This window comes from Luteococcus sp. Sow4_B9, assembly GCF_052116585.1.
Lineage (GTDB): Bacteria > Actinomycetota > Actinomycetes > Propionibacteriales > Propionibacteriaceae > Luteococcus.
This window is the reverse complement of record NZ_JBQKKT010000005.1, coordinates 1-18,917: the sequence shown is the minus strand read 5'-3', so window position 1 is coordinate 18,917 and position 18,917 is coordinate 1. Positions and strand designations below refer to the sequence as shown.

Sequence of the window (18,917 nt, the reverse complement as noted above, 5' to 3'; positions counted from 1 at the left end):
AGTAGCGGTTCTGTTCGCCGAACCCCTCCTGATCACCGAGTCCACACCCGTGGCCCCGATCACGGAACAGCGGTAAGCCTCCCCACCCGGTTCTCCAGCAGTGCCCCCGGATCCCACCCAGGATCCGGGGGCACTGTTGCGTTCGCGTGGGATCCAGCACCCCGCGTGGGTTCCAACACCCAGCCCCACGTTCGCGTGGGTTCCAACACCCCGCGTGCGCTACACCCGTCGCGAGGCCACCAAACCCACGCGGCGCCCCAGGACCAGGCCCAAACCCACGCGAGCCAAGAAGAAAGGGACCAGGGGCCCCACCAAACCCACGCGAGCCAAGAAGAAGGGACCCTGGGGCCCCACCAAACCCACGCGACGCGCCTCTACTTGCCCGTGTGCCACTTTCGGATCAGCCGGATGCGGGCATCCACCTGGTCGGTCGAGGCCCGAGCCAATGGGGGGCCACCCGCCTGGCGTCGCAGCTCCGCGTGGATGTGGGAGTGGGGCACGCCCCGAGACCGGGAGTACTGGCTGACCAGGGAATTGAGCTCCTTGCGCTTGGTCTCCAGCGCCCGGTGCAGGCTGACCTCGGGGGCCACCTTCTCCTTCTTGTCGCGGCGCTGCTGCCGCTGCATCTGGCGACGCTGCCGCTCTTTGAGCAGATCGGAGACCTGGTCCGCGTCGAGCAGGCCCGGCAGTCCCAGGTAGTCGGCCTCCTCATCGCTGTTCGGCTCGGCATTGAGACCGAACTGCTGCGAGTCGAACATGACGTGGTCGAACTGGGCGACGCTCTCCAGCGCCTCCCACTCGCCCAGCAGGTCGTCGGAGGCCTTGGCGTCCTGATTGGCCTGCTCCACCAGCAGGTCCTCCTGGGCGAACAGGTCGTCGTCGGCCTTCTTGCGCCCGCCCAGCACGTGGTCGCGCTGCTGCTCCAGCAGGGCCGCGTGGGAGAGGATCACGGGGACGGTGGGCAGGAAGACGGTGGCCACCTCGCCACGCTTGCGGGTTCGCACGAAACGCCCGACGGCCTGGGCGAAGAACAGGGGCGTGGACGTCGCCGTCGCGTAGACACCGACGGCCAGTCGCGGCACGTCGACGCCCTCGGAGACCATTCGCACCGCCACCAGCCATCGGGCATCGGAGGCGCTGAAGTCCTCGATCCGCTTGCTGGCGCCCACCTCGTCGCTGAGCACGACGGTGGGCTTCTCACCAGTGATCTGCTGCAGGATGCGGGCATAGGCGCGGGCCTGGGTCTGGTTGGTGGCGATCACCAGGCCACCGGCATCGGGGACGTGGCGACGCACCTCGCTCAGGCGAATGTCGGCCGCCTTCAGCACCGACTGCATCCATTCTCCCTTGGGATCCAGCGCGGTGCGCCAGGCGTGGGCAGTGAGGTCCTTGGTGAGGGCCTCGCCCAGATTGGCGGCCAAGACCTCGCCCGCCTTGGTGCGCCAGCGCATCGGCCCGCCGTAGGCCATGAAGATGACGGGGCGCACGACATTGTCGCGCAGGGCCTCGGCGTAGCCGTAGGTGTAGTCGGCCTTCGACTGCTTGGCGCCGCTGGGCAGTTCCTCGTAGGTGACGAAGGGGATCGGGCTCTCGTCGGAACGGAAGGGGGTTCCGGTGAGGGCCAGTCGACGGGTGGCGGGCTCGAAGGCCTCCTGGATGGCGTCGCCCCAGCTGAGGCTGTCGCCGGCGTGGTGCACCTCGTCGAGGATGACCAGGGTCTTGAAGCTCTCGGTGCGGGTGCGGTAGTGGTTCACGCGCGCAGCGACGCCGGCATAGGTGACCGCGATGCCGTCGAACTCCTTGCTGCGGCCGCGCGTGGATCCACCCAGACCCGGGTCGATGTTGATGCCGACGCGGTGCGCGGCTTCGGCCCACTGCACCTTCAGGTGCTCGGTGGGGGCGACGACGATGATGCGGGTGATGATCCGACGGTGCAGCAGCTCGGCCGCGACGCGCAGCGCGAAGGTGGTCTTGCCGGCGCCGGGGGTGGCGACGGCCAGGAAGTCACGCGGGGCCTCGTCGAGGTAGCGGGTGAGGGCTTCCTGCTGCCACGCGCGCAGGCTGTTGGCGGTTCCCCAGGGTGCTCGTCCGGGCCAGGCTGGTGAAATGTGTTCGAAGGCCGACGTGCTCATCGCGAGCCACCTCGGGCCAGGAGTCCGGGTGTGGGGAAGGTGGTGCACATGGGAACCCGAGGATACCGCGCGGCCCTGACGGGACCGGAATCCAACACTTCTCGCGGGAGGGCATCCAGGGGCGGGCACCGGAAGCAACACGCGGGGACGTCGTGCGAAAGCTGAAGATTCAGGGCAACTTTAGCGTTTTATTTGCCTCGGTCAGTACAGATTTGCCACTCTGGATGAGCCGAGGCATGAGGGGCGTCATAATATCGAGATGGCGCCGGAACCGCCTGACACACAAAGACTTTCGCAGCGGGGGCTGAGAAGACCACGATTCCTCCCATCACGGAAAGAACCACCATGCTCGCCCTCTTCATCGCCATCATCCTGCTCATGTCGGCAGCCGCCCTGGCCTGGTTCAGCGACAGCGCGCAGCAGACCTCGGCCGCCATCGAGACCGTGCTGCAGGCCCGCGACGACGACCCCGTGATCGCGGATGAGCAGCACAAGGCCGCCTGACGCGACCGCCACGAACGACCCCTCCAAGCGCCCCAGGATCCACCCACCCGACCCAGTCGTTACCGAATGGTGAACATTTCCTTGCACCCAGCACTTCCCTGAAGCTTTGCTGAGGCGCTAGAGTTGACGCACCTCAATGTAGAGGTGCGGTGTTCGGGGGGATCACCGCTCTGACCCCACAGGAGATAGACATGACCCCGCTTGCCTTCCTCGCGATCATCCTCGCACTCTGGACCGTCGCCGCCGTCCTCTGGCTGCTCGACGCTCCCAGCCCGCGCCAGACGGCCGACGTCGTCCTCTCGGCCCGTGACATGCGCGAACAGGAGCCCGTGACCACGGCTCCCGCCCTGTACGCCGCCTGACACGAGCCCCGAGCCCACGGCAGCAGACCTCTCCCCGATCGGCCTGCACCACCGGTGGCCCATCCCCGCACGGACAGCCGCTCGTGCAAGACCCGCTGGCCCCTGCCAGCCCGGCACGACAACAGCTGTCACCAGTACGGCAGCAATCAGGAGTGCCCGCGACCAGCGTCGGTCGCGGGCACTCGTCGTTTTCGCGGGGATCCCACGGCTCTGCAGCGTGGACAACGTGAACCGACCGCGTGACAAAGTGGGGTTGGTCTGTGCCCGGCCGCGGGTCAGCTCTCAACCACGCCAGCCATCACCTACCTCGGCGCTCAGTCCCGCCAGGTCAAGACCGACTCGACGGCCTCGGGGAAGGAATCGACCATCACCGTCGGCTCCGGCTGGCTCTGGGGCCACGGCCTCCCCCGACGCATCCAGATGCTGCGCAGTCCCGCAGCCTGGGCGCCCTCGATGTCGGTGTCGTGTGCGTCGCCCACCATCCACGCGCCGTCCAGCGACTGCCCTGCCTGCTCCGCGGCAATGTGGAAGATCCGCGGATCGGGTTTGCGGACGCCCACGACGTCGCTGACCACCCAGCCCGCGACGTGCCGGTCCAGACCCAGATTGGTGATCTTGAGGTCCTGCTGCGGCACGACGCCATTGGTCACGATGAAGGGCGTCCAGCCTGCCTGCGAGGCCCGGTCCAAGGCCGCCAGCACGTCGGGCTCGACGCTGAGATGGTCCAGGACCCCCTTGCGGAGCACCTGGGTGATGGTGGCGGTCTCCTCATCGTCCAGACCCAGCACCTGCTGCAGATCCAGCGCAGCCTCCGGCTTGGGGCGCAGCCCGTCGCCGTCGGCCCGGACCATCTCGTCCACCAGCAGCGGATCGGCCCCTCGTTGGGCCAGGAAGTCCACCGCCCAGGCGCGGTAGGCGACGGCGCGATCCACCAAGGTGTTGTCCAGATCCAGCAGCAGAAGAGGCATGCCCCAAGGCTAGGCCCAGCGCAGTTCCGCAACCGGGCGCGCTGGCCCGCCCCGAGGCGCTAGTTTTGTCACACCTTCAACAATCAGGAGCACGTCATAAGCGCAGAACTCGCGCCGTACATCAGCTATCAGGGCACCTGCCGAGAGGCCATGGAGTTCTACCAGTCAGTGCTGGGCGGTGAGCTGCGGGTGATGACCTTCGGCGAATCGGGCCAGGAGGGTCTGCCCGCAGACGGCGTCATGCACAGCGAGCTGCGCACGCCGGAGGGCTTCTTCCTGATGGCCTCCGACAGCCCCGACGGCATGCCCTACCAGGCAGGCACCAATGTCACCGTCGCCCTGGTGGGCGATGATCCGAAGCTGCGCGAGCACTTCGACGGACTCTCCCAGGGTGGCCAGGTCACCGTCCCGTTGGAGAAGCAGATGTGGGGTGCCGAGTTCGGCATGCTCGTCGACCGCTTCGGCATCGTCTGGATGATCAACATCGGCGGCCAGTGACCCCTCCTGCTGGCCGCCCGCATCCCTGCGGGCGGCCAGCAGCAGTCACCTCCGCCAGCGACGCCCGGGACGACGCGAGTCAGTCAGGCGAGTCGGTCAGGCAAGCAGACCGGTGATGCTCTGGCCACCAATCCACAGCGCCAACACCACCAGCAGACAGGCAAAGGCGAACTGCAGGCTGCGGGGGCGCGCAGTGCGCGTGAACCAACCACCGGTGACGCTGCCCACGCAGGCGGCCAGTGCGAAGGGCAGCACGATGCCCCAGTCGACGTGCAGGCCAATCGTGAAGCGTGACGCCAGGGCCGTGGCGCAGTTGATGGCGATCACCAGCAGGGAGGTGGCGATCGCCTGGCTGATGGGGAAACCGAGCACCAGCGTGAGCGCCGGCACCACGGCGAAACCACCGCCAACCCCGAAGAAGCCCGTGAGCATCCCCACGCCGGTTGCCGTGAGCAGCAGGTGCCCGAAGGGCTTGGCCGGGCGCGCCGTGTCGTTGCCACCGCGCCCGCGGAACCAGGTGCGGAACATCAGGGAGGCCACCACCAGCAGCAGCACGCTGAACAGCGCCAGGAGGAGCTGCCCATCCATTCGTGCTGACGCGGCACTGCCCACGATCGACCCCACGATGCCCAGGGCCCCGAAGACCGCTCCGTCACGCCACCGCACCCGGCCGCCCCGGACATGGGGGTAGAGGCCGATCAGCGACGAGAGGCCGACGATCACCAGGGATCCCTCCGAGGCGGCATGGGGATCCTGGTGCAGCAGGTAGACCAGCAGGGGGATCGTGATGATCGCCCCACCGCCTCCGAGGCTGCCCATCACAGCGCCCACCAGCAAGCCCAGCGGCGCCGTCCACCAGACCATCTCAAGCTCCCCTTCCGAAGGCGGTACGGACAACACGACCCACGGCGCCCATGGGGCCAGTCTGCCGCCGACGGCCGCCGGGTGCACGTCCCGCCCCTCGACAGACCCCGTGAACCAACAGCCACCGTGAACCAACAGGCCCGGGCAGCGATCGCGATCAGGCCAGGTCGAGGGCGACCACGCGGCCAGGAAGGCTGACCACCTGGGTCATGTCGAAGCGGGCACCCGTACCCGGGGGCAGTGGGGCGTAGAAACGTTCTGGAGCGTTGACCGGTGCGTTCTGGTTGACCACGGCGCGACGGGTGGTGACCTTGGTGCTGCCGCGGAAACTCACCTGGTCACTGGGCACCTGCACGGCCACCCGTCGCCAGGTGACGTCGGCGGGCTGGGCGGGACGCATGTGGCCGGTCACGGCGTCGATCCAGAGGCGGCCGCCGGACTCAGTGGCCACCACCCCCTCCCCGCTGGTGCCGAGCTGACCGGCGTCGGGAGCCCGCACGAAGATCGGGCGGGTGCTCCAGATCTTCTCCCCCGTGCGCGCGTTGAGCCGGTGGACCACCATCCGGCCCTGCTCCACAGAACCGTCGCGACGCACCAGACCGGCCTGCCATTCACACAGCAGGTCCACATCACGCCGGGAGCTGCAGGCCAGATCGGCACCCGGCATCTTCCACAGGGTGCTGCCATTGCGCCGGTCCAGCGCCAGGGTCAGGTAGCGCTGCGGCAACGGATCGGCGATCGTGGCGCGCGGCAGCATCACCGTGCCGTAGATGACGGTCCCCTGTGCCCGGAAGGTCCATCCCGCCTCCGGAGAAAGCCGCCCGAAAACGTCGCGCTCGGGCCGACTCCACAGCAGCTTGCCGCCCTTCTCCACACCGATGGAGGCCTTGCGGGTCTTGGGGTCCAGGAATCGCACGAGTCCGTGGGCACCCAGATCCTGGTAGCTGTCGCCCTCGTCGGGCATGGCTCGTTCCGTTGCCGCCCCCCGGGGCCCGACGCGGACCTCGACGGAGCGGGATCCCTTGACGGCCTTGGCGCACACCATGGACGAGTCGTCCAGGCATCGCTCGGGGAAGGACGTGAAGATGTAGACACCGCTTCCCGCGACGGCCTTGCCCTGCTGCTCGATGTCGAGCAGGCGCAGACGCGCGCGCCCGTCCGTCCCGCGCAGCGGCTCGAGGATGGCGATGTAGCGGTTGCGCAGCGTGGTGACCGGCATGGCGGTCTGCGGGGCCACCAGCGACGAGGTGACACGGTGCGCCCACTGCACTGCGCCGGTGGACAAGTCCAGGGCCTGGACCTCCAGGCCATCCTTGACGCTGACCATCAACACGGCTCGTCCGGCAACATTCGCCACGTCACTGACCGGGGTGGTCTGCAGCTGCCACAACAGCGGAACCTCCCGCGCCATGGTGTTGTCCACCCTGGCGGTGGGGCGGGGCGTGGGGGTCGGGCTGACCGTCGTGGTTGTCGGCTCGGGCTCCGGGCTGGGCATGGAGACCGGATCAGGGGCGCTGCAGGCCTGCACGAGCAGGAGCGACGAGGCCAGCAACCCGGCCTTGCGCAGTCCCCTCCCCATGCTCGTCATGGCACGAGCCTACGTGCCCCCAGCGGCCAGCGCTCCCGCCGTTGTTTGATTCGATCCCTTGACGACCATGTCTGGCGGCGCGGATGACCAGCCCCGCACGGACGGCCCGGCTGGATTCATCAGGTCCCGGTCAGGAGCCAGACCAGCCGGGCTGGGCGGGGAGTGTGGTCAGCGCAGGAGCTGTCTGTGGACCGTGAGGCATGAGGGGCGAGTGGTTGAAGCGACTGGGGCCACCGGGGATCGAATGATAGGGATGGTGCGTCGACGAGGAGGACCATGCCCCAGGATCTTGACCCCACACACGAGACCCGTGAGCCGGAAGAGAAGTCTTCGGCTCCCGGCACCCAGCCGCTGATCATCGTCAGCGCCGTCGTCCTGCGCGACGAGGACGGGCGCATCCTGACGGTTCGCAAGCGTGGGACCAGTCGCTTCATGCTCGTCGGCGGCAAGCACGAACCGGGCGAGAGCCCCGCCGATGCGGCGATCCGGGAGTGCGGCGAGGAGGTGAGCCTGGAACTGCACGCGGACACGATCCGGTCGCTCGGAGTCTTCGAGGCCGCCGCCGCGAATGAGCCGGACCACCTGTTGCGCAGTCACGTCTTCACCCATCCCCTGACCGGGACTCCGCAGCCGGCGGCGGAGATCGAGGAGATCCGTTGGTTGGACCCGGGTCAGCCGTTACCGGGCGACCTGGCACCGATGCTGCAATTCCGCGTATTGCCCGCCCTGGGGTTGTGATCCGGAGGCGAATCCCTTGGGTCCGCGCCCTCACGGCAACACACCGACGGCGAGGTATTTGAACCACTCAATTGACCCACACGGAAGCCGATTCCCTGTGCTCTGTACTGCTTCCTGCCTGAGCACTTCCGATTGGCGGTGGATTCCCCCGCACGCATTCCGGAAACCGACCGCAGGGTCAATCATTGGGTCCACAATTCACCCCCAACGACGGAGGGCCCATGACCGCGAACATGATCCTCGTGGTGGAGCGGCAGTTCCCCTACGACCGGAAGGTCATCTTCGACGCCTTCACCATCCCGGAGCAGATGAGCCAGTGGAGAGGATCCCCTGGCTGGCACGTCGATCCGGCCACCCTGGCCAGTGACCTGCGCCCCGGTGGCCGCCACCACCACGACAAGGTCCGCGAGTCCGATGGCCTGGTGGTGGGGACCGATGCCGTCTTCACCGAATTCTTCCGCCCCGACGTCTTCGTCGCCAAGCAGCGGATCACCGGTGACGAGGGCATCAACCCGGACCAGCCGCTGGAACTGCGCGTCGAGTTCACCAAGATGGGCAAGAAGGGAACCCTCGTCCGCATCATCCAGGGGCCTTATGACCCGACGCAGTCCCAGCTGCACTCCGACGGTTGGGAGTTGGAACTGGAGCGCCTCAACCAGTGGCTGCAGGCCAATGCCACGCCCATCGACGGAGGACTGCGATGACGGCCCAGGCCAGCACCACGACGGTGCGCCGCAAGCCGCTGATGAGCATGAAGCAGATCCTGCTCATGAACCTGGGCTTCTTCGGCATCCAGTACTCCTTCGGCATGCAGCAGACGGCGATCAACCCGATCTACTCCATGCTGGGCGCGAATCCCGAGGATCTGCCCCTGCTGAACCTGGCCGGCCCGGTCACCGGCCTGTTGATCCAGCCGATCATCGGCGCCCTCAGTGACCGCACCTGGGTGGAGAGCGGCTTCTTCCGTGGCCGCCGTCGTCCCTTCTTCCTGATCGGCGCGATCGGCTGCGCGGTCTGCCTCTTCCTCTTCCCCTTCGTCTGGGCCGTCTGGATGGCCGCACTGCTGCTGTGGCTGCTGGATGCCAGCAACAACACCGCGATGGAGCCCTACCGTGCCTTCATCGCCGACAAGCTGCCCCCGTCGCAGCTGGGCAAGGGCTTCCTGGCCCAGAGCTTCTTCACCGGTTTGGGCATCACCCTGGCCAACCTGTCGATCTCGATCTTCCAGTGGATGTTCGGCCTGGGCACCGGAGTTGGTATCCCCAAGTGGGCCTTCGGCGCCTTCATGCTGGGCTCGGTGTGCTCCCTGGTCACCGTGCTGATCAGCGTCACCAGCACCCCCGAGAATGAGCCGAGCGCCGCGGAGCTCGCCGAGCTCAAGGCCAAGAAGGCCGAGAGCGGCGGCGTCGGCGGCTTCCTGCGAGAGATCTGGGAAGCCCTGGTGGACATGCCCACCGCCATGAAGGTGCTGGCCGCCGTCTACTTCTTCCAGTGGTACGCGATGAACTGCTACTGGCAGTACATCTCCCTGGCCATCGCGAAGATCCTCTACAACACGACGGACACCACCTCTCAGGCGTACCAGATGGCCGTGGCACAGACCGGCCGGGTGAACGCCACCTACAACATCGTCACCTTCTGCGTGGCCTTTGGTCTGGTGGCGCTGGCCAAGAAGCTCGGCGCCAAGTGGGTGCACACCCTGTGCCTGTGGTGTGCGACGGCCGGGCTGCTGGTCTTCCCGTACATGAACAGCCAGGTCACCCAGCTGCTGGCCATCGTCGGTCTCGGTGTGGCCTGGGCCTCGATCATGGGCGTGCCGTACATCATGATCGTGCGCATGATCCCGTCCACCCGCTACGGCGTCTACATGGGCATCGTCAACATGATGATCGTGATCCCGATGCTGATCCAGACGCTCAGCTTCGGCTGGGTCTACAAGCACCTGCTGGGCAATGACCCCGTGAACGCCCTCACCTTTGCCGCGGTCTTCCTGGCCGTCGCTGGTCTGGTGATGCTGTTCATCAAGGAACCGCCCATCGTCAAGGACGTCGACGACGTCCTCGATTCGCCCGTCGCCACGGCACACTGAGGAGCACCATGTCTGACGTCACCGGGGACGAGATGCCCCGCATGAACGAGTACCGCACCATCGTGGTGGGCACCGACGGTTCTGCCCTCGCGGAACCCACCGTGGCCCGCGCCGCGTGGCTGGCCCACCACAACGATGCCGACCTGGTGATCGTGTGCGCCTGGTCCTCCCTGTCCCGACGGGCCGAGGCCCGCAACACCCGGGGTCTGGCGGACAACCGGATCGGGCTGGTCTCCGGCCGGCAGGCTGCCACGGACGCCGTTACGGAGGCCGTCGAGATTGCCCGTCGTCACGACGCCCGGGTGGCGGGCGCCCTGCTGGTGGACGGCGAGCCGGGGCCGGCACTCATCCAGGTGGCCGGGGAGCGGCGAGCGGACCTGCTGGTGGTGGGGGCCATCCAGGACGTGTCGATCGCCGATCGCCTGCTGGGCAATGTGGCCACCGACGTGGTCAAGCGCGCCACCTGTGAGGTGCTCATCGTGCGCCCACCGATGCCGGTGACGGAGCTGGAGGTTGCCGAGGATCTGGTGGAGACACCCCGTCCGCCCGAGGAGCTTCCGCTGGACTGAGACACCCAGGGATCACACGCCCTGGGGCACGCACTCCGGGGTCACACACTCTGGACTCACGCCAACCCGCTGGCACGGGACGGGCCCGCCCCCCATGTGGAGGGGCGGGCCCGTCAGTTTTCCCGAGGTGGCGCCGAACTCACCAGAGCTCGTCGCCAATCCGTTCGGGCTCGTCGTCCAGGTAGCCGTCGTTCTCACTGGGCCGGACGGCCAGGGAGGTGGGCATCGGACGACCGGAATCGTCATTGCCGGGATGGAAGGCCAGTCGGGCCACGACGACGTCGATGGTCATTCCCGGCTCCACCGGCCCGTCGGCGACGATCTTGCGCTCCTCCTCCCCGCCCGCGGGGCGGATGAGCACATTGCGGGCCTCGTCGAGGATGACGTCGACGGCGCCCTTGACCACGGTCTCGTCCTCCAGGAGGACGCCACCGGGAGGTGTCGTGAACTGCATGGTTTTCCTTTTCGTGGGGGCACGCCACGGGAGCTCGTGCCCCCGCACCGAGGCCTGAGCCTAGCCCTTCCCTGCGAACGCCCCACATCGGGGAGATGTCTCCTCAGCGTCGCCCCAGCAGCGCAATGCGCACCGGCCCGACACGGACTGGGTCCGTGCCGGGCCGGTGCGGCCACGAGCTCGCATCATGGGTGGACGCGGGCAGCTTGCGGGAAGGTGACGCTCAGGCTCCGGTGAGCACCGTGCGGGCCGCTTCCACGGCCCCCTCGGCATCCTCGGCGGCGAGGGCGGCCTGGGCGGCCTCCTGGCACTGCTCCAGGCTGACCTGGGCCAGCTGGGCACCAACCGCTGGGATGGCGGCGACGGCCATCGACAGCGACGTGACACCCATGCCCACCAGCACGCAGGCCAGGTAGGGAGCCGCAGCGGCCTCGCCGCAGACACCCACCGGCTTGCCCACCTTCTGACCGGCCCCTGCCGTCATGGCGATCAGCTGCAGCACGGCGGGCTGCCACGGGTTGGTGAGGTTGGCCAGCTTGGGGCTCATCCGGTCTGCGGCCATCGTGTACTGGGTGAGGTCATTGGTGCCGATGCTCATGAACTCGACGTACTGCAGGAACTTCTCGGCCTGCACCGCGACGGCGGGAACCTCCACCATGATGCCGGGCTTGAGACCGCGGGCGCGGCACTTCTCGGCGAAGTCCTTGGCCTCCTCGACGGTGGCGATCATCGGCGCCATCACCCAGGTGGCCTTGCCGTCACTGGCTGCCTTGATGGCGTCCAGCTGGTTGGTCAGGATGGCGGGCTGGCCAGCGGCGATGCGGATGCCACGGACGCCCATGGCCGGGTTCTCCTCGTCGTCGAAGTTGGCGAACTTCAGCGGCTTGTCGGAACCGGCGTCGAGGGTGCGCACCACGACCTTCTTGCCGGGGAAGGCGCCGATCACGTCGCGGTAGATGCGGGCCTGTTCCTCGACGCTGGGCTCATTCTCCGCGCTCAGGAAGCACAGCTCCGTACGGAAGAGGCCGACGCCCTGCGCCTCGCTGCCGGCGGCGCGGGCGGCTCCGGCGCCGTCCTGAACATTGGCCAGCACGTCGACGGGGGTGCCGTCGGCCAGCTTGGCCGGGCCACGCCAGCTGCGAATCGCCTCACGACGCTGCTCGTCGGCGGTCACCAGGGCATCGGCCTCGGCCGCGTCGACGCCGGTCTTGATGGTGCCTGCCTCGCCGTCCACCAGCAGCATGGTGCCGGTCTCCAGGCTGTGCAGCCCGTCGACCGCGACGATGCACGGGATGCCCAGCTGGCGGCTGATGATCGCGGTGTGGCTGGTGGGGCCGCCGAGCTCGGTGACCAGACCGATCACCAGGCTCGGGTCCAGACCGGCGGTGTCGGCCGGGGCCAGGTCGTCGGCCAGCAGGATGCTGGGCACCTCGGGGGTGGGCACGCCGGGCTCCGGCTTGCCGAGCAGCTCGGCGATGACGCGATCGCGGATGTCCTTGAGGTCGGTGGTGCGCTCGGCCATCAGGCCGCCGACCTTCTCGAACATGACGACGAACTCGTCGGTGGCGCGGGCGACGGCCAGATGGGCGGGCATGCCCGCCTTGATCTTCTTGCCGACGGCCTTGTGCCAGCCCTTGTCCTTGGCCATTCCGGCATTGGCCTCGAGCACATTGGCGGCCACGCCAGTGGCGTGCGAGGCGCGGTGGGACAGACGACTGGCCACGGCCGCGGCTGCCGCCTGGAAGCGTGCAACCTCCTCGTCGCGCCCCTCCTCGGCAATGTTCGGGCTGTGTTCGGGAAGCTGGGGGCGGGGAGCCGTCCAGATCGCGGGGGCATGGGCGACGCCGGGAACGACGCCCGTGCCGCGGAGTTCAAGTGCAGTGCTCATGTGGAAACCCTTCCAGGTGTGTCCGCCCGTGATGTCGATCGCCTTGCCGCACCGCGGGCGTCAGTCTGCGTCGGCGCAGGCTTTCGCTCCACCTTAGAACACGCTTCCGACAGATCGGTAGGTGAGTGTGAGAAAGATGACCCTTGCCGAATCCAACACACCCACATATGATTCCCACATAGTCAAACGATCTTGACTGTTGCTTTGCATCCGTTCTGGCCAACGTCGGTCCCATCCCTCACTGGCCCACCCAAAGGAGGGTGTCGCGTGTACGCCGAGGAGAGACGCCGCCTGCTGGTGGAGATCGCCCGCAGCGAGGGCCGCGTGCAGGTGAGCACGGCCGCCCAGCGTTTCGAGGTCACCCCGGAAACCATCCGCCGCGACCTGGAGGTCCTGGACCGCAACGGCATCCTGCGCCGCGTACACGGCGGGGCCGTCCCGTCGGACTTCCTGCCCCTGGGAGATCTCGCGCTCGTCGACCGGGAGCAGAGCGCGGCCGAGGAGAAGGACCGCATTGCCCAGGCCGCCATCGGACTGTTGCCCCAGCAGCCCTACGGTTCCGTGCTGATCGACGCCGGCACCACCACCGGCCGGCTGGCCTCCCTGGTGCCCGCCAACTCGACGTTGACCATCTTCACCAACTCGCTGCCCATCGCGGCCACCCTCAGCACCCGCACCACCGCGGACGTCCAACTGCTCGGGGGCCACGTCAAGGGCATCACCCAGGCCTGCGTCGGCGGCAACACCGTCGCCTGGCTGTCCCGGCTGCGCGTCGACGTCGCCTTCATCGGCACCAACGGACTCAACCGCGAGCACGGCCTGTCCACCCCGGACAGCGCCGAGGCCGTCGTCAAGGAACAGATGGTCCGCAGCGCCCGACGCGTCGTGGTGCTCGCCGACAGTCGCAAGTTCGGCGCCGAGACCGCCACCAGTTTTGCCCCGATCGACGCCGCGGACGTCATCGTCACCGACGCCATCACCCAGGACCAGAAGAACCACTTCACCCAGCTAGGAATCGAGGTTGTCGTCGCATGATCGTCACCTTCACTGCCAATCCGAGCATCGACCGCACCGCCAGCATCGCCACCCCGGTGGCTCGTGGCGGCGTCAACCGGCTCGGCACCGTCACCAGCGAACCCGGAGGCAAGGGGGTCAATGTCTCGCGGGCCATTCACCTGGCCGGCCAGGAGACCGTCGCGGTGCTGCCTGCCGATGACCACGACCCCCTGATCGCCGGCCTGCGCGAGATCGGGGTGCCCCACCGCAATGTGCCCGTGGGGCAGCCGATCCGTTCCAACCTGACCATCGTCGAGTCCGACGGAACCACCACCAAGCTCAACGAGCCCGGCCCCCGCATTGACGACGAGGAACTGGTGGCCCTGCGCAATTCGGTCGTCGCCGCGGCCCGCAGCACCCGGGGACATCGCGCCGACTGGGTCGCCCTGTGCGGGTCCCTGCCGCCCGGTGCCGCCCCCAATTCCTACGGCCATCTGGTGGAACTGCTCCACCAGCTGAACGTGCGGGTGGCCGTCGACACCTCCGATGCCCCGCTCAAGGCGCTCGCCGAAGGCCTGCCCCGTTGGGCTCCGGACCTGGTCAAGCCCAATTCCGAGGAACTCGGCCAGCTGGCCGGCGTCGACGGCTCATCCTTCGAGGAGCAGGCTGCCCAGGGCAACTGGGAACCCGTCCTGGCCGCGGCCCGCAGCCTGAACGACCGCGGAATCCGCGAGGTGCTGGTCACCCTGGGCGGCTCCGGCGCACTGCTGGTCACCGAGGAGGGCGCCTGGCACGCCACCCCGCCGGCCATCACCGTGGCCTCCACCGTGGGCGCCGGTGACTCCTCCCTGGCGGGCTACCTGCTGGCCAGCCTGGAGAGGCTGGCCCCCGACGAGCGTCTGCAGCGCGCCGTCGCCTACGGCACGGCCGCCGCCTCCCTCCCCGGATCCCAGATCCCCACCCCTGACCAGGCGCAGCCGGGTCAGGTCACCGTCACAAGGCTCGCCTGAGCCAGCTCCTCACCCGGAAGGCAGGAACATGTCCACATCACTCATCGAGCCCGGTCTGGTGGCACTCGACACCGACCTCGGCGCCACCAAGGAGGAGGTGATCCGCGGTCTGGCCGGCATCGTCGCCGCCACCGGACGCGCGGATGCCGACGGCCTGGCCGCCGACGCACTGGCGCGCGAGGGGAAGTCGCCCACCGGCATGCCCGGCGGCTTCGCCATCCCGCACTGCCGCTCGGCGGCGGTGAACACCCCCTCGCTCGGCTTCGCACGCCTCACCACCCCCGTCGACTTCGGGGCCAAGGACGGCCACGCAGACCTGGTCTTCATGATCGCGGCCAGCGAGAGCGGCGGCGCGGACCACATGAAGCTGCTCACCAAGCTCGCCCGCGCCCTGGTGAAGAAGGACTTCCTCACCGCCCTGCGGGAGGCCCGCAGCGCCGACGAGGTGGTGGAGCTGGTCCGCGGCGTCGTGGAGCCCAATGGCCCCGAGGGTGCCGCCGCCCCGGCCGCAGCGGCTGGCGCTGCCGCCAGCAATGTGGTGCCGATGCGCGCCGAGCAGGGTGCCGCCACCGGCGAGCAGCCGTCGATCATCGCCATCACCGCCTGCCCCACCGGCATCGCCCACACCTACATGGCCGCCGACTACCTCACCGGCGCCGCACAGGAGATGGGCGTCGAGCTGGTCACCGAGCCGCAGGGCTCCACGGCCACGGACCCCGTCACCCCGGAGCAGATCAAGCGGGCCACCGCCGTCATCTTCGCCACCGACGTGGGCGTCAAGGGCCGTGAGCGCTTCGCCGGGCTCCCGGTGATCGAGTCCGGCGTCAAGCGCGCCATCAACGAGCCGAAGAAGATGATCGAGGAGGCCCTCGCGGCCGCCAAGAACCCGTCGGCCCCCCGCGTGCAGGGCGACGCCAGCGCGGCGGCCGCCTCCGGAGCCGGTGCCGCGAAGAGCCAGCTGTCCTTCGGCAAGCGGATCCAGCAGGCGCTGATGACCGGCGTCTCCTACATGGTCCCCTTCGTCGCGGCCGGCGGTCTGCTGATCGCCCTGGGCTTCCTCTTCGGCGGCTACGACGTGGATGCCAAGCTGGCCCTGGACCACTCGCTGACCAACCTGCCCGAGGCCGGCGCCCATGCCCTGGGTGGCAGTGCCCTGGCCACCTACATCGGCGCAGTCCTCAAGGCGCTCGGCGATGCCGCCTTCATGTTCCTGCTGCCCGCCCTGGCCGGCTACATCGCCTTCGCGATGGCCGACCGGCCCGGCATCGTGCCCGGTTTCGTCGCGGGTGCGATCGCAGGCTCGACCGGAGCCGGCTTCATCGGCGCCCTGGTCGGTGGCCTGATCGCCGGTGCCGTCGCCGCCTGGATCGGCGGTTGGAAGGTGCCGCGCTGGCTGCGCGGCCTGATGCCGGTCGTGATCATCCCGCTGTTCGGTTCGCTGGTGGCTGGCGGGGCGTTGCTGTTCTTCCTGGCCAAGCCCATCAGCGTGCTGATGCGCATGATGACCAATGGCCTCAACGGCATGACCGGTGCCTCGATCATCCTGCTCGGCGTCATCCTCGGCCTCATGATGTGCTTCGACCTGGGCGGCCCGGTCAACAAGGCGGCCTACCTGTTCGCCACCGCTGGCCTGAGCGTCAGCAACCCGGCGTCGCTGAAGATCATGGCCGCCGTGATGGCCGCCGGCATGGTGCCCCCGATCGCGCTGGCCATCGCCACCACCCTGCGGCCCAAGCTGTTCACCAAGGCGGAGAAGGAGAACGGCACGGCCTGCTGGCTCCTGGGCGCCTCCTTCATCAGTGAGGGCGCCATCCCGTTCGCCGCGGCCGACCCGCTGCGCATCATCCCGGCCACCATGGCGGGTGGCGCCATCACCGGTGCCATGACCATGGCCCTGGGCGCCGCCTCCAAGGCTCCCCACGGTGGCATCTTCGTCTTCTTCGCCATCGACAAGTTCTGGGCCTTCGCCCTGGCGATCCTCGTGGGATCGTTGGTTTCCGCCGCCCTCGTGGTGGCCCTGAAGTCAATGGGCAAGACCGCCAACCAGACCCCGACTCCCGTCGCGGCCTGACATCAGTCACAATTGACACATTCACCGTTGAAAGGAAGCACCATGGCAAGCAAGACCGTTACCGTCGGTTCCAGCGTCGGCCTGCACGCCCGCCCGGCCGCGATCATCGCAGAGGCCGCTGGCGAGTACGACGAGGACATCACCCTCTCGGTCGACGGCGAGGAGGGCGTTGACGCCAGCTCCCCGCTGCTCATCATGACCCTTGGTGCCGAGAAGGGCACCCAGGTCACCGTCGAGAGCGACGACGAGGCCGCCGTCGAGGCCATCGCCGCCCTCATCGAGAAGGATCTCGACGCCGAGTGATCGACGACTGAAGCTCAGCTCTGGATCACGAGATCTGGACTGCACGAGGGGCCGGATGCCATGGCATCCGGCCCCTCGTCATGTCAGGCGAGAGATCCGCTTCGGCGGCGAGTTCTGCGGGCATTTCCAGCTCGTGCTGGATACCGGCTCGCCACCCACTGGACACCCGAACGACGCCTCGTCGTAGACCTGAGAGGCGCTCAGGGAACACTTCACGAAAGCACATCTGACCAGGCGCGGAAAGGCTCCTCACAGGGGCTTTGATGGGACACGAAACGCCTACCAGAGGAAGCCATGTCCAGCACCGTCCGCACCGCGCCCCTTCGCCGACACACCGCCCGCGCGCTGACGATCTCCCTGCTGGCGCTCGTGGCCCTGGTGCTGCCGGTCAACCTGCCTGAATCGACCCTCCTCGAACCGCCCCTGCTGGGGCCCGTCCCCGCCGACGCCGCGGGCATCACCCGCTCCTACCTGGTCAACGCCCGCACGCCCGGGCAAACCACCGCCGCGCAGAAGGCCGCGGTCAAGGCCGGCGGCCAGGTGGTGCAGGCCTGGCCCCAGATCGGGGTCCTGGTGGTGCGTTCCAGTCGCGGCGACTTCGCCCGTCAGCTCCAGCGGATCGGCAAGGCGTCGGTCCACTCCGTCGGCGATGCCCGCAAGGAAGCAGCCCGGGAGCGCGTGACGCTGAACAGGTCGGTGGACGTCAAGCCCGTCGGGCGACGGGTCACCGCCGCCGCCGGTCGCGTCGGCAAGGCCGATCCGATGATCACCCAGCAGAAGCACCTGGGGCTGGATCGCGCGCTGCAGGCCCAGAAGCTCACCCCCGGTTCCAGCAGCGTGCTGGTGGGCATCCTGGACACGGGCGTCGACGACCGACACCGGGACCTGACCAAGAACTTCAGCACCGGCGACTCGGTGGACTGCACCGTCGGCGGCCGCCCCAACACCGCCAGCGGCGCCTGGCGCGGCAACGATCCCCACGGCACGCACGTGGCCGGAACGGTGGCCGCCAGTCGCAATGGCTACGGCGTCAGCGGAATCGCTCCCGGTGCCCGCGTCGCCTCCATCAAAGTGGTCAACGCCAATGGCGAGGCCTACCCGGAATACCTGGTCTGCGGCTTCATGTGGGCCGGGTTGCGCCAGATGGCCGTGACCAACACGTCGCTGAACATGTTCGACCTGTGGTGCGGCGAGCTCGACATCCGCGGTGCTGCCCTGACCGCCCTGCACCGGGCGATCAACTGGTCGGCCGGCCGGGGCGTCACGCACGTCTCGTCGGCGGGCAATGCGGGCATGGACGTCAGCTGGCAGCGCGCCGAGGCGTGCCACGATCCGGTGGCCGAAAGCTCCAGGGTGGTGCACGTCGCCTCGGTGGACAACACGGGCCGCCTGTCCGAGTTCTCCAGCTACGGCCGCACCATGGTGGACATTGCCGCCCCGGGCGAGAAGATCCTGTCCACCACCCCCGGCAATCGCTTCACCGCACGGACCGGCACCTCCCAGGCCGCGCCGCAGGTGGCCGGGACCCTGGCCCTGATGAAGTCCCGCAAGCCCAGCGCGACCCCTGGGCAGCTCGTCGCCACCCTGAAGAAGACGACGCGCACCAAGGCCGTGCGCAGCATCGGACCCGAGTGCCGGGGCACCGTGCGCAACAACACCTGCACCGGCGCGGGCCAGCTGGACGCCCTGGCGGCAGTCCAGGCGATGCGCTGATCGCTACCCTCCGCCCGCGCCGACTGGAAGCGGGCACCGGTCCGCGCTAGAGTGGGACGCCTTGCGGGTGTAGTTCAGTAGCAGAACACCCACCTTCCTGGTGGGAGAGCTTGGTGCAATTCCCGGCGCCCGCTCCAAGCAGAAGGGGGGGGGGCGCCGGGCGGGGCGGG

At 68.5% G+C, this 18,917-nt stretch carries 18 protein-coding genes and 1 tRNA gene; 13 read left to right on the top strand and 6 right to left on the bottom strand.

The genetic code is table 11. The annotated features are described in order from the left end of the window. Nucleotides 1-374: 374 nt before the first annotated feature. Nucleotides 375-2,132 (bottom strand): DEAD/DEAH box helicase, encoded by a 1,758-nt coding sequence (locus ACTQ49_RS04955; protein WP_441826742.1) that lies wholly within the window; start codon nucleotides 2,130-2,132, stop codon nucleotides 375-377. 345 nt (nucleotides 2,133-2,477) lie between these two features. Here ACTQ49_RS04955 and ACTQ49_RS04950 point away from each other — a divergent pair, with 345 nt between their 5' ends. Both ACTQ49_RS04950 and ACTQ49_RS04945 read left to right on the top strand, forming a co-directional pair. Then, nucleotides 2,478-2,636 carry a hypothetical protein gene (locus ACTQ49_RS04950; RefSeq protein ID WP_441826741.1) on the top strand — a complete coding sequence of 53 codons (159 nt, stop codon included), beginning with the start codon at nucleotides 2,478-2,480 and terminating at the stop codon, nucleotides 2,634-2,636. Between the two features lie 191 nt (nucleotides 2,637-2,827). Then, nucleotides 2,828-2,998 (top strand): hypothetical protein, encoded by a 171-nt coding sequence (locus ACTQ49_RS04945; protein WP_441826740.1) that lies wholly within the window; start codon nucleotides 2,828-2,830, stop codon nucleotides 2,996-2,998. A gap of 314 nt (nucleotides 2,999-3,312) precedes the next feature. Here the strand turns inward: ACTQ49_RS04945 and ACTQ49_RS04940 are convergent, their stop codons facing one another. Beyond that, a complete protein-coding gene (locus ACTQ49_RS04940; RefSeq protein ID WP_441826739.1) occupies nucleotides 3,313-3,966 on the bottom strand; it encodes an HAD family hydrolase in 654 nt (217 codons plus the stop codon). Nucleotides 3,967-4,062: 96 nt separating this feature from the next. Between ACTQ49_RS04940 and ACTQ49_RS04935 the strand changes: the two genes are divergently transcribed. Then, nucleotides 4,063-4,464 carry a VOC family protein gene (locus ACTQ49_RS04935; protein ID WP_441826840.1) on the top strand — a complete coding sequence of 134 codons (402 nt, stop codon included), beginning with the start codon at nucleotides 4,063-4,065 and terminating at the stop codon, nucleotides 4,462-4,464. Nucleotides 4,465-4,560: 96 nt separating this feature from the next. Here the strand turns inward: ACTQ49_RS04935 and ACTQ49_RS04930 are convergent, their stop codons facing one another. Then, nucleotides 4,561-5,328 (bottom strand): sulfite exporter TauE/SafE family protein, encoded by a 768-nt coding sequence (locus ACTQ49_RS04930; protein ID WP_441826738.1) that lies wholly within the window; start codon nucleotides 5,326-5,328, stop codon nucleotides 4,561-4,563. Nucleotides 5,329-5,485: 157 nt separating this feature from the next. Further along, nucleotides 5,486-6,916 (bottom strand): hypothetical protein, encoded by a 1,431-nt coding sequence (locus tag ACTQ49_RS04925; protein ID WP_441826737.1) that lies wholly within the window; start codon nucleotides 6,914-6,916, stop codon nucleotides 5,486-5,488. 276 nt (nucleotides 6,917-7,192) lie between these two features. Here ACTQ49_RS04925 and ACTQ49_RS04920 point away from each other — a divergent pair, with 276 nt between their 5' ends. From ACTQ49_RS04920 to ACTQ49_RS04905, 4 genes are all read left to right on the top strand, one after another. Next, on the top strand, nucleotides 7,193-7,654 hold the full coding sequence (locus tag ACTQ49_RS04920; RefSeq protein WP_441826736.1) for an NUDIX hydrolase: 462 nt from the start codon (nucleotides 7,193-7,195) through the stop codon (nucleotides 7,652-7,654). Between the two features lie 221 nt (nucleotides 7,655-7,875). Further along, nucleotides 7,876-8,358, top strand: coding sequence for an SRPBCC family protein (locus ACTQ49_RS04915; protein WP_441826735.1), 483 nt, complete (start codon nucleotides 7,876-7,878; stop codon nucleotides 8,356-8,358). Then, nucleotides 8,355-9,743 (top strand): MFS transporter, encoded by a 1,389-nt coding sequence (locus ACTQ49_RS04910; RefSeq protein WP_441826734.1) that lies wholly within the window; start codon nucleotides 8,355-8,357, stop codon nucleotides 9,741-9,743. The genes ACTQ49_RS04915 and ACTQ49_RS04910 overlap by 4 nt, the downstream gene beginning before the upstream one ends. Nucleotides 9,744-9,751: 8 nt before the next feature. Then, complete coding sequence (locus ACTQ49_RS04905) at nucleotides 9,752-10,312, top strand: universal stress protein (RefSeq protein ID WP_441826733.1); 561 nt, start codon at nucleotides 9,752-9,754, stop codon at nucleotides 10,310-10,312. Between the two features lie 139 nt (nucleotides 10,313-10,451). On the opposite strand, the gene ACTQ49_RS04900 is transcribed toward ACTQ49_RS04905, so the two are convergent. Together ACTQ49_RS04900 and ptsP are read right to left on the bottom strand one after the other, a co-directional pair. Next, on the bottom strand, nucleotides 10,452-10,766 hold the full coding sequence (locus tag ACTQ49_RS04900) for a hypothetical protein (RefSeq protein ID WP_441826732.1): 315 nt from the start codon (nucleotides 10,764-10,766) through the stop codon (nucleotides 10,452-10,454). Nucleotides 10,767-10,989: 223 nt separating this feature from the next. After that, the gene (gene ptsP / locus ACTQ49_RS04895; RefSeq protein WP_441826731.1) at nucleotides 10,990-12,654 is read right to left on the bottom strand and encodes a phosphoenolpyruvate--protein phosphotransferase; all 1,665 of its coding nucleotides are present in this window, start codon (nucleotides 12,652-12,654) and stop codon (nucleotides 10,990-10,992) included. A gap of 267 nt (nucleotides 12,655-12,921) precedes the next feature. On the opposite strand from ptsP, the gene ACTQ49_RS04890 reads away from it, so the two are divergent. The 6 genes from ACTQ49_RS04890 (at nucleotide 12,922) to ACTQ49_RS04865 (ending at nucleotide 18,884) form a co-directional block, all read left to right on the top strand. Then, complete coding sequence (locus tag ACTQ49_RS04890; RefSeq protein WP_441826730.1) at nucleotides 12,922-13,689, top strand: DeoR/GlpR family DNA-binding transcription regulator; 768 nt, start codon at nucleotides 12,922-12,924, stop codon at nucleotides 13,687-13,689. Continuing rightward, nucleotides 13,686-14,660, top strand: coding sequence for a 1-phosphofructokinase family hexose kinase (locus ACTQ49_RS04885; protein ID WP_441826729.1), 975 nt, complete (start codon nucleotides 13,686-13,688; stop codon nucleotides 14,658-14,660). The genes ACTQ49_RS04890 and ACTQ49_RS04885 overlap by 4 nt, the downstream gene beginning before the upstream one ends. 28 nt (nucleotides 14,661-14,688) lie before the next feature. Continuing rightward, complete coding sequence (locus ACTQ49_RS04880; RefSeq protein ID WP_441826728.1) at nucleotides 14,689-16,731, top strand: PTS fructose transporter subunit IIABC; 2,043 nt, start codon at nucleotides 14,689-14,691, stop codon at nucleotides 16,729-16,731. Nucleotides 16,732-16,773: 42 nt separating this feature from the next. Beyond that, on the top strand, nucleotides 16,774-17,034 hold the full coding sequence (locus ACTQ49_RS04875; RefSeq protein ID WP_441826727.1) for an HPr family phosphocarrier protein: 261 nt from the start codon (nucleotides 16,774-16,776) through the stop codon (nucleotides 17,032-17,034). A 294-nt stretch (nucleotides 17,035-17,328) separates the two neighbouring features. Next, nucleotides 17,329-18,747, top strand: a complete 1,419-nt coding sequence (locus tag ACTQ49_RS04870; protein WP_441826726.1) for a S8 family serine peptidase — start codon at nucleotides 17,329-17,331, stop codon at nucleotides 18,745-18,747. Nucleotides 18,748-18,810: 63 nt separating this feature from the next. Then, nucleotides 18,811-18,884: transfer RNA gene (locus ACTQ49_RS04865), tRNA-Gly, on the top strand. The last annotated feature ends 33 nt before the right edge of the window (nucleotides 18,885-18,917 follow it).

Excerpts from the sequence above, each read along its gene's own strand:
- ACTQ49_RS04885 (WP_441826729.1), top strand. The coding sequence starts at position 13,686 with ATGATCGTCACCTTCACTGCCAATCCGAGCATCGACCGCACCGCCAGC.
- ACTQ49_RS04950 (WP_441826741.1), top strand. The coding sequence starts at position 2,478 with ATGCTCGCCCTCTTCATCGCCATCATCCTGCTCATGTCGGCAGCCGCC.
- ACTQ49_RS04925 (WP_441826737.1), bottom strand. The coding sequence starts at position 6,916 with ATGACGAGCATGGGGAGGGGACTGCGCAAGGCCGGGTTGCTGGCCTCG.
- ACTQ49_RS04910 (WP_441826734.1), top strand. The coding sequence starts at position 8,355 with ATGACGGCCCAGGCCAGCACCACGACGGTGCGCCGCAAGCCGCTGATG.
- ACTQ49_RS04930 (WP_441826738.1), bottom strand. The coding sequence starts at position 5,328 with ATGGTCTGGTGGACGGCGCCGCTGGGCTTGCTGGTGGGCGCTGTGATG.
- ACTQ49_RS04905 (WP_441826733.1), top strand. The coding sequence starts at position 9,752 with ATGTCTGACGTCACCGGGGACGAGATGCCCCGCATGAACGAGTACCGC.
- ACTQ49_RS04875 (WP_441826727.1), top strand. The coding sequence starts at position 16,774 with ATGGCAAGCAAGACCGTTACCGTCGGTTCCAGCGTCGGCCTGCACGCC.
- ACTQ49_RS04880 (WP_441826728.1), top strand. The coding sequence starts at position 14,689 with ATGTCCACATCACTCATCGAGCCCGGTCTGGTGGCACTCGACACCGAC.
- ACTQ49_RS04915 (WP_441826735.1), top strand. The coding sequence starts at position 7,876 with ATGACCGCGAACATGATCCTCGTGGTGGAGCGGCAGTTCCCCTACGAC.
- ACTQ49_RS04945 (WP_441826740.1), top strand. The coding sequence starts at position 2,828 with ATGACCCCGCTTGCCTTCCTCGCGATCATCCTCGCACTCTGGACCGTC.
- ACTQ49_RS04940 (WP_441826739.1), bottom strand. The coding sequence starts at position 3,966 with ATGCCTCTTCTGCTGCTGGATCTGGACAACACCTTGGTGGATCGCGCC.
- ACTQ49_RS04920 (WP_441826736.1), top strand. The coding sequence starts at position 7,193 with ATGCCCCAGGATCTTGACCCCACACACGAGACCCGTGAGCCGGAAGAG.
- ACTQ49_RS04870 (WP_441826726.1), top strand. The coding sequence starts at position 17,329 with ATGTCCAGCACCGTCCGCACCGCGCCCCTTCGCCGACACACCGCCCGC.
- ACTQ49_RS04900 (WP_441826732.1), bottom strand. The coding sequence starts at position 10,766 with ATGCAGTTCACGACACCTCCCGGTGGCGTCCTCCTGGAGGACGAGACC.
- ACTQ49_RS04955 (WP_441826742.1), bottom strand. The coding sequence starts at position 2,132 with ATGAGCACGTCGGCCTTCGAACACATTTCACCAGCCTGGCCCGGACGA.
- ptsP (WP_441826731.1), bottom strand. The coding sequence starts at position 12,654 with ATGAGCACTGCACTTGAACTCCGCGGCACGGGCGTCGTTCCCGGCGTC.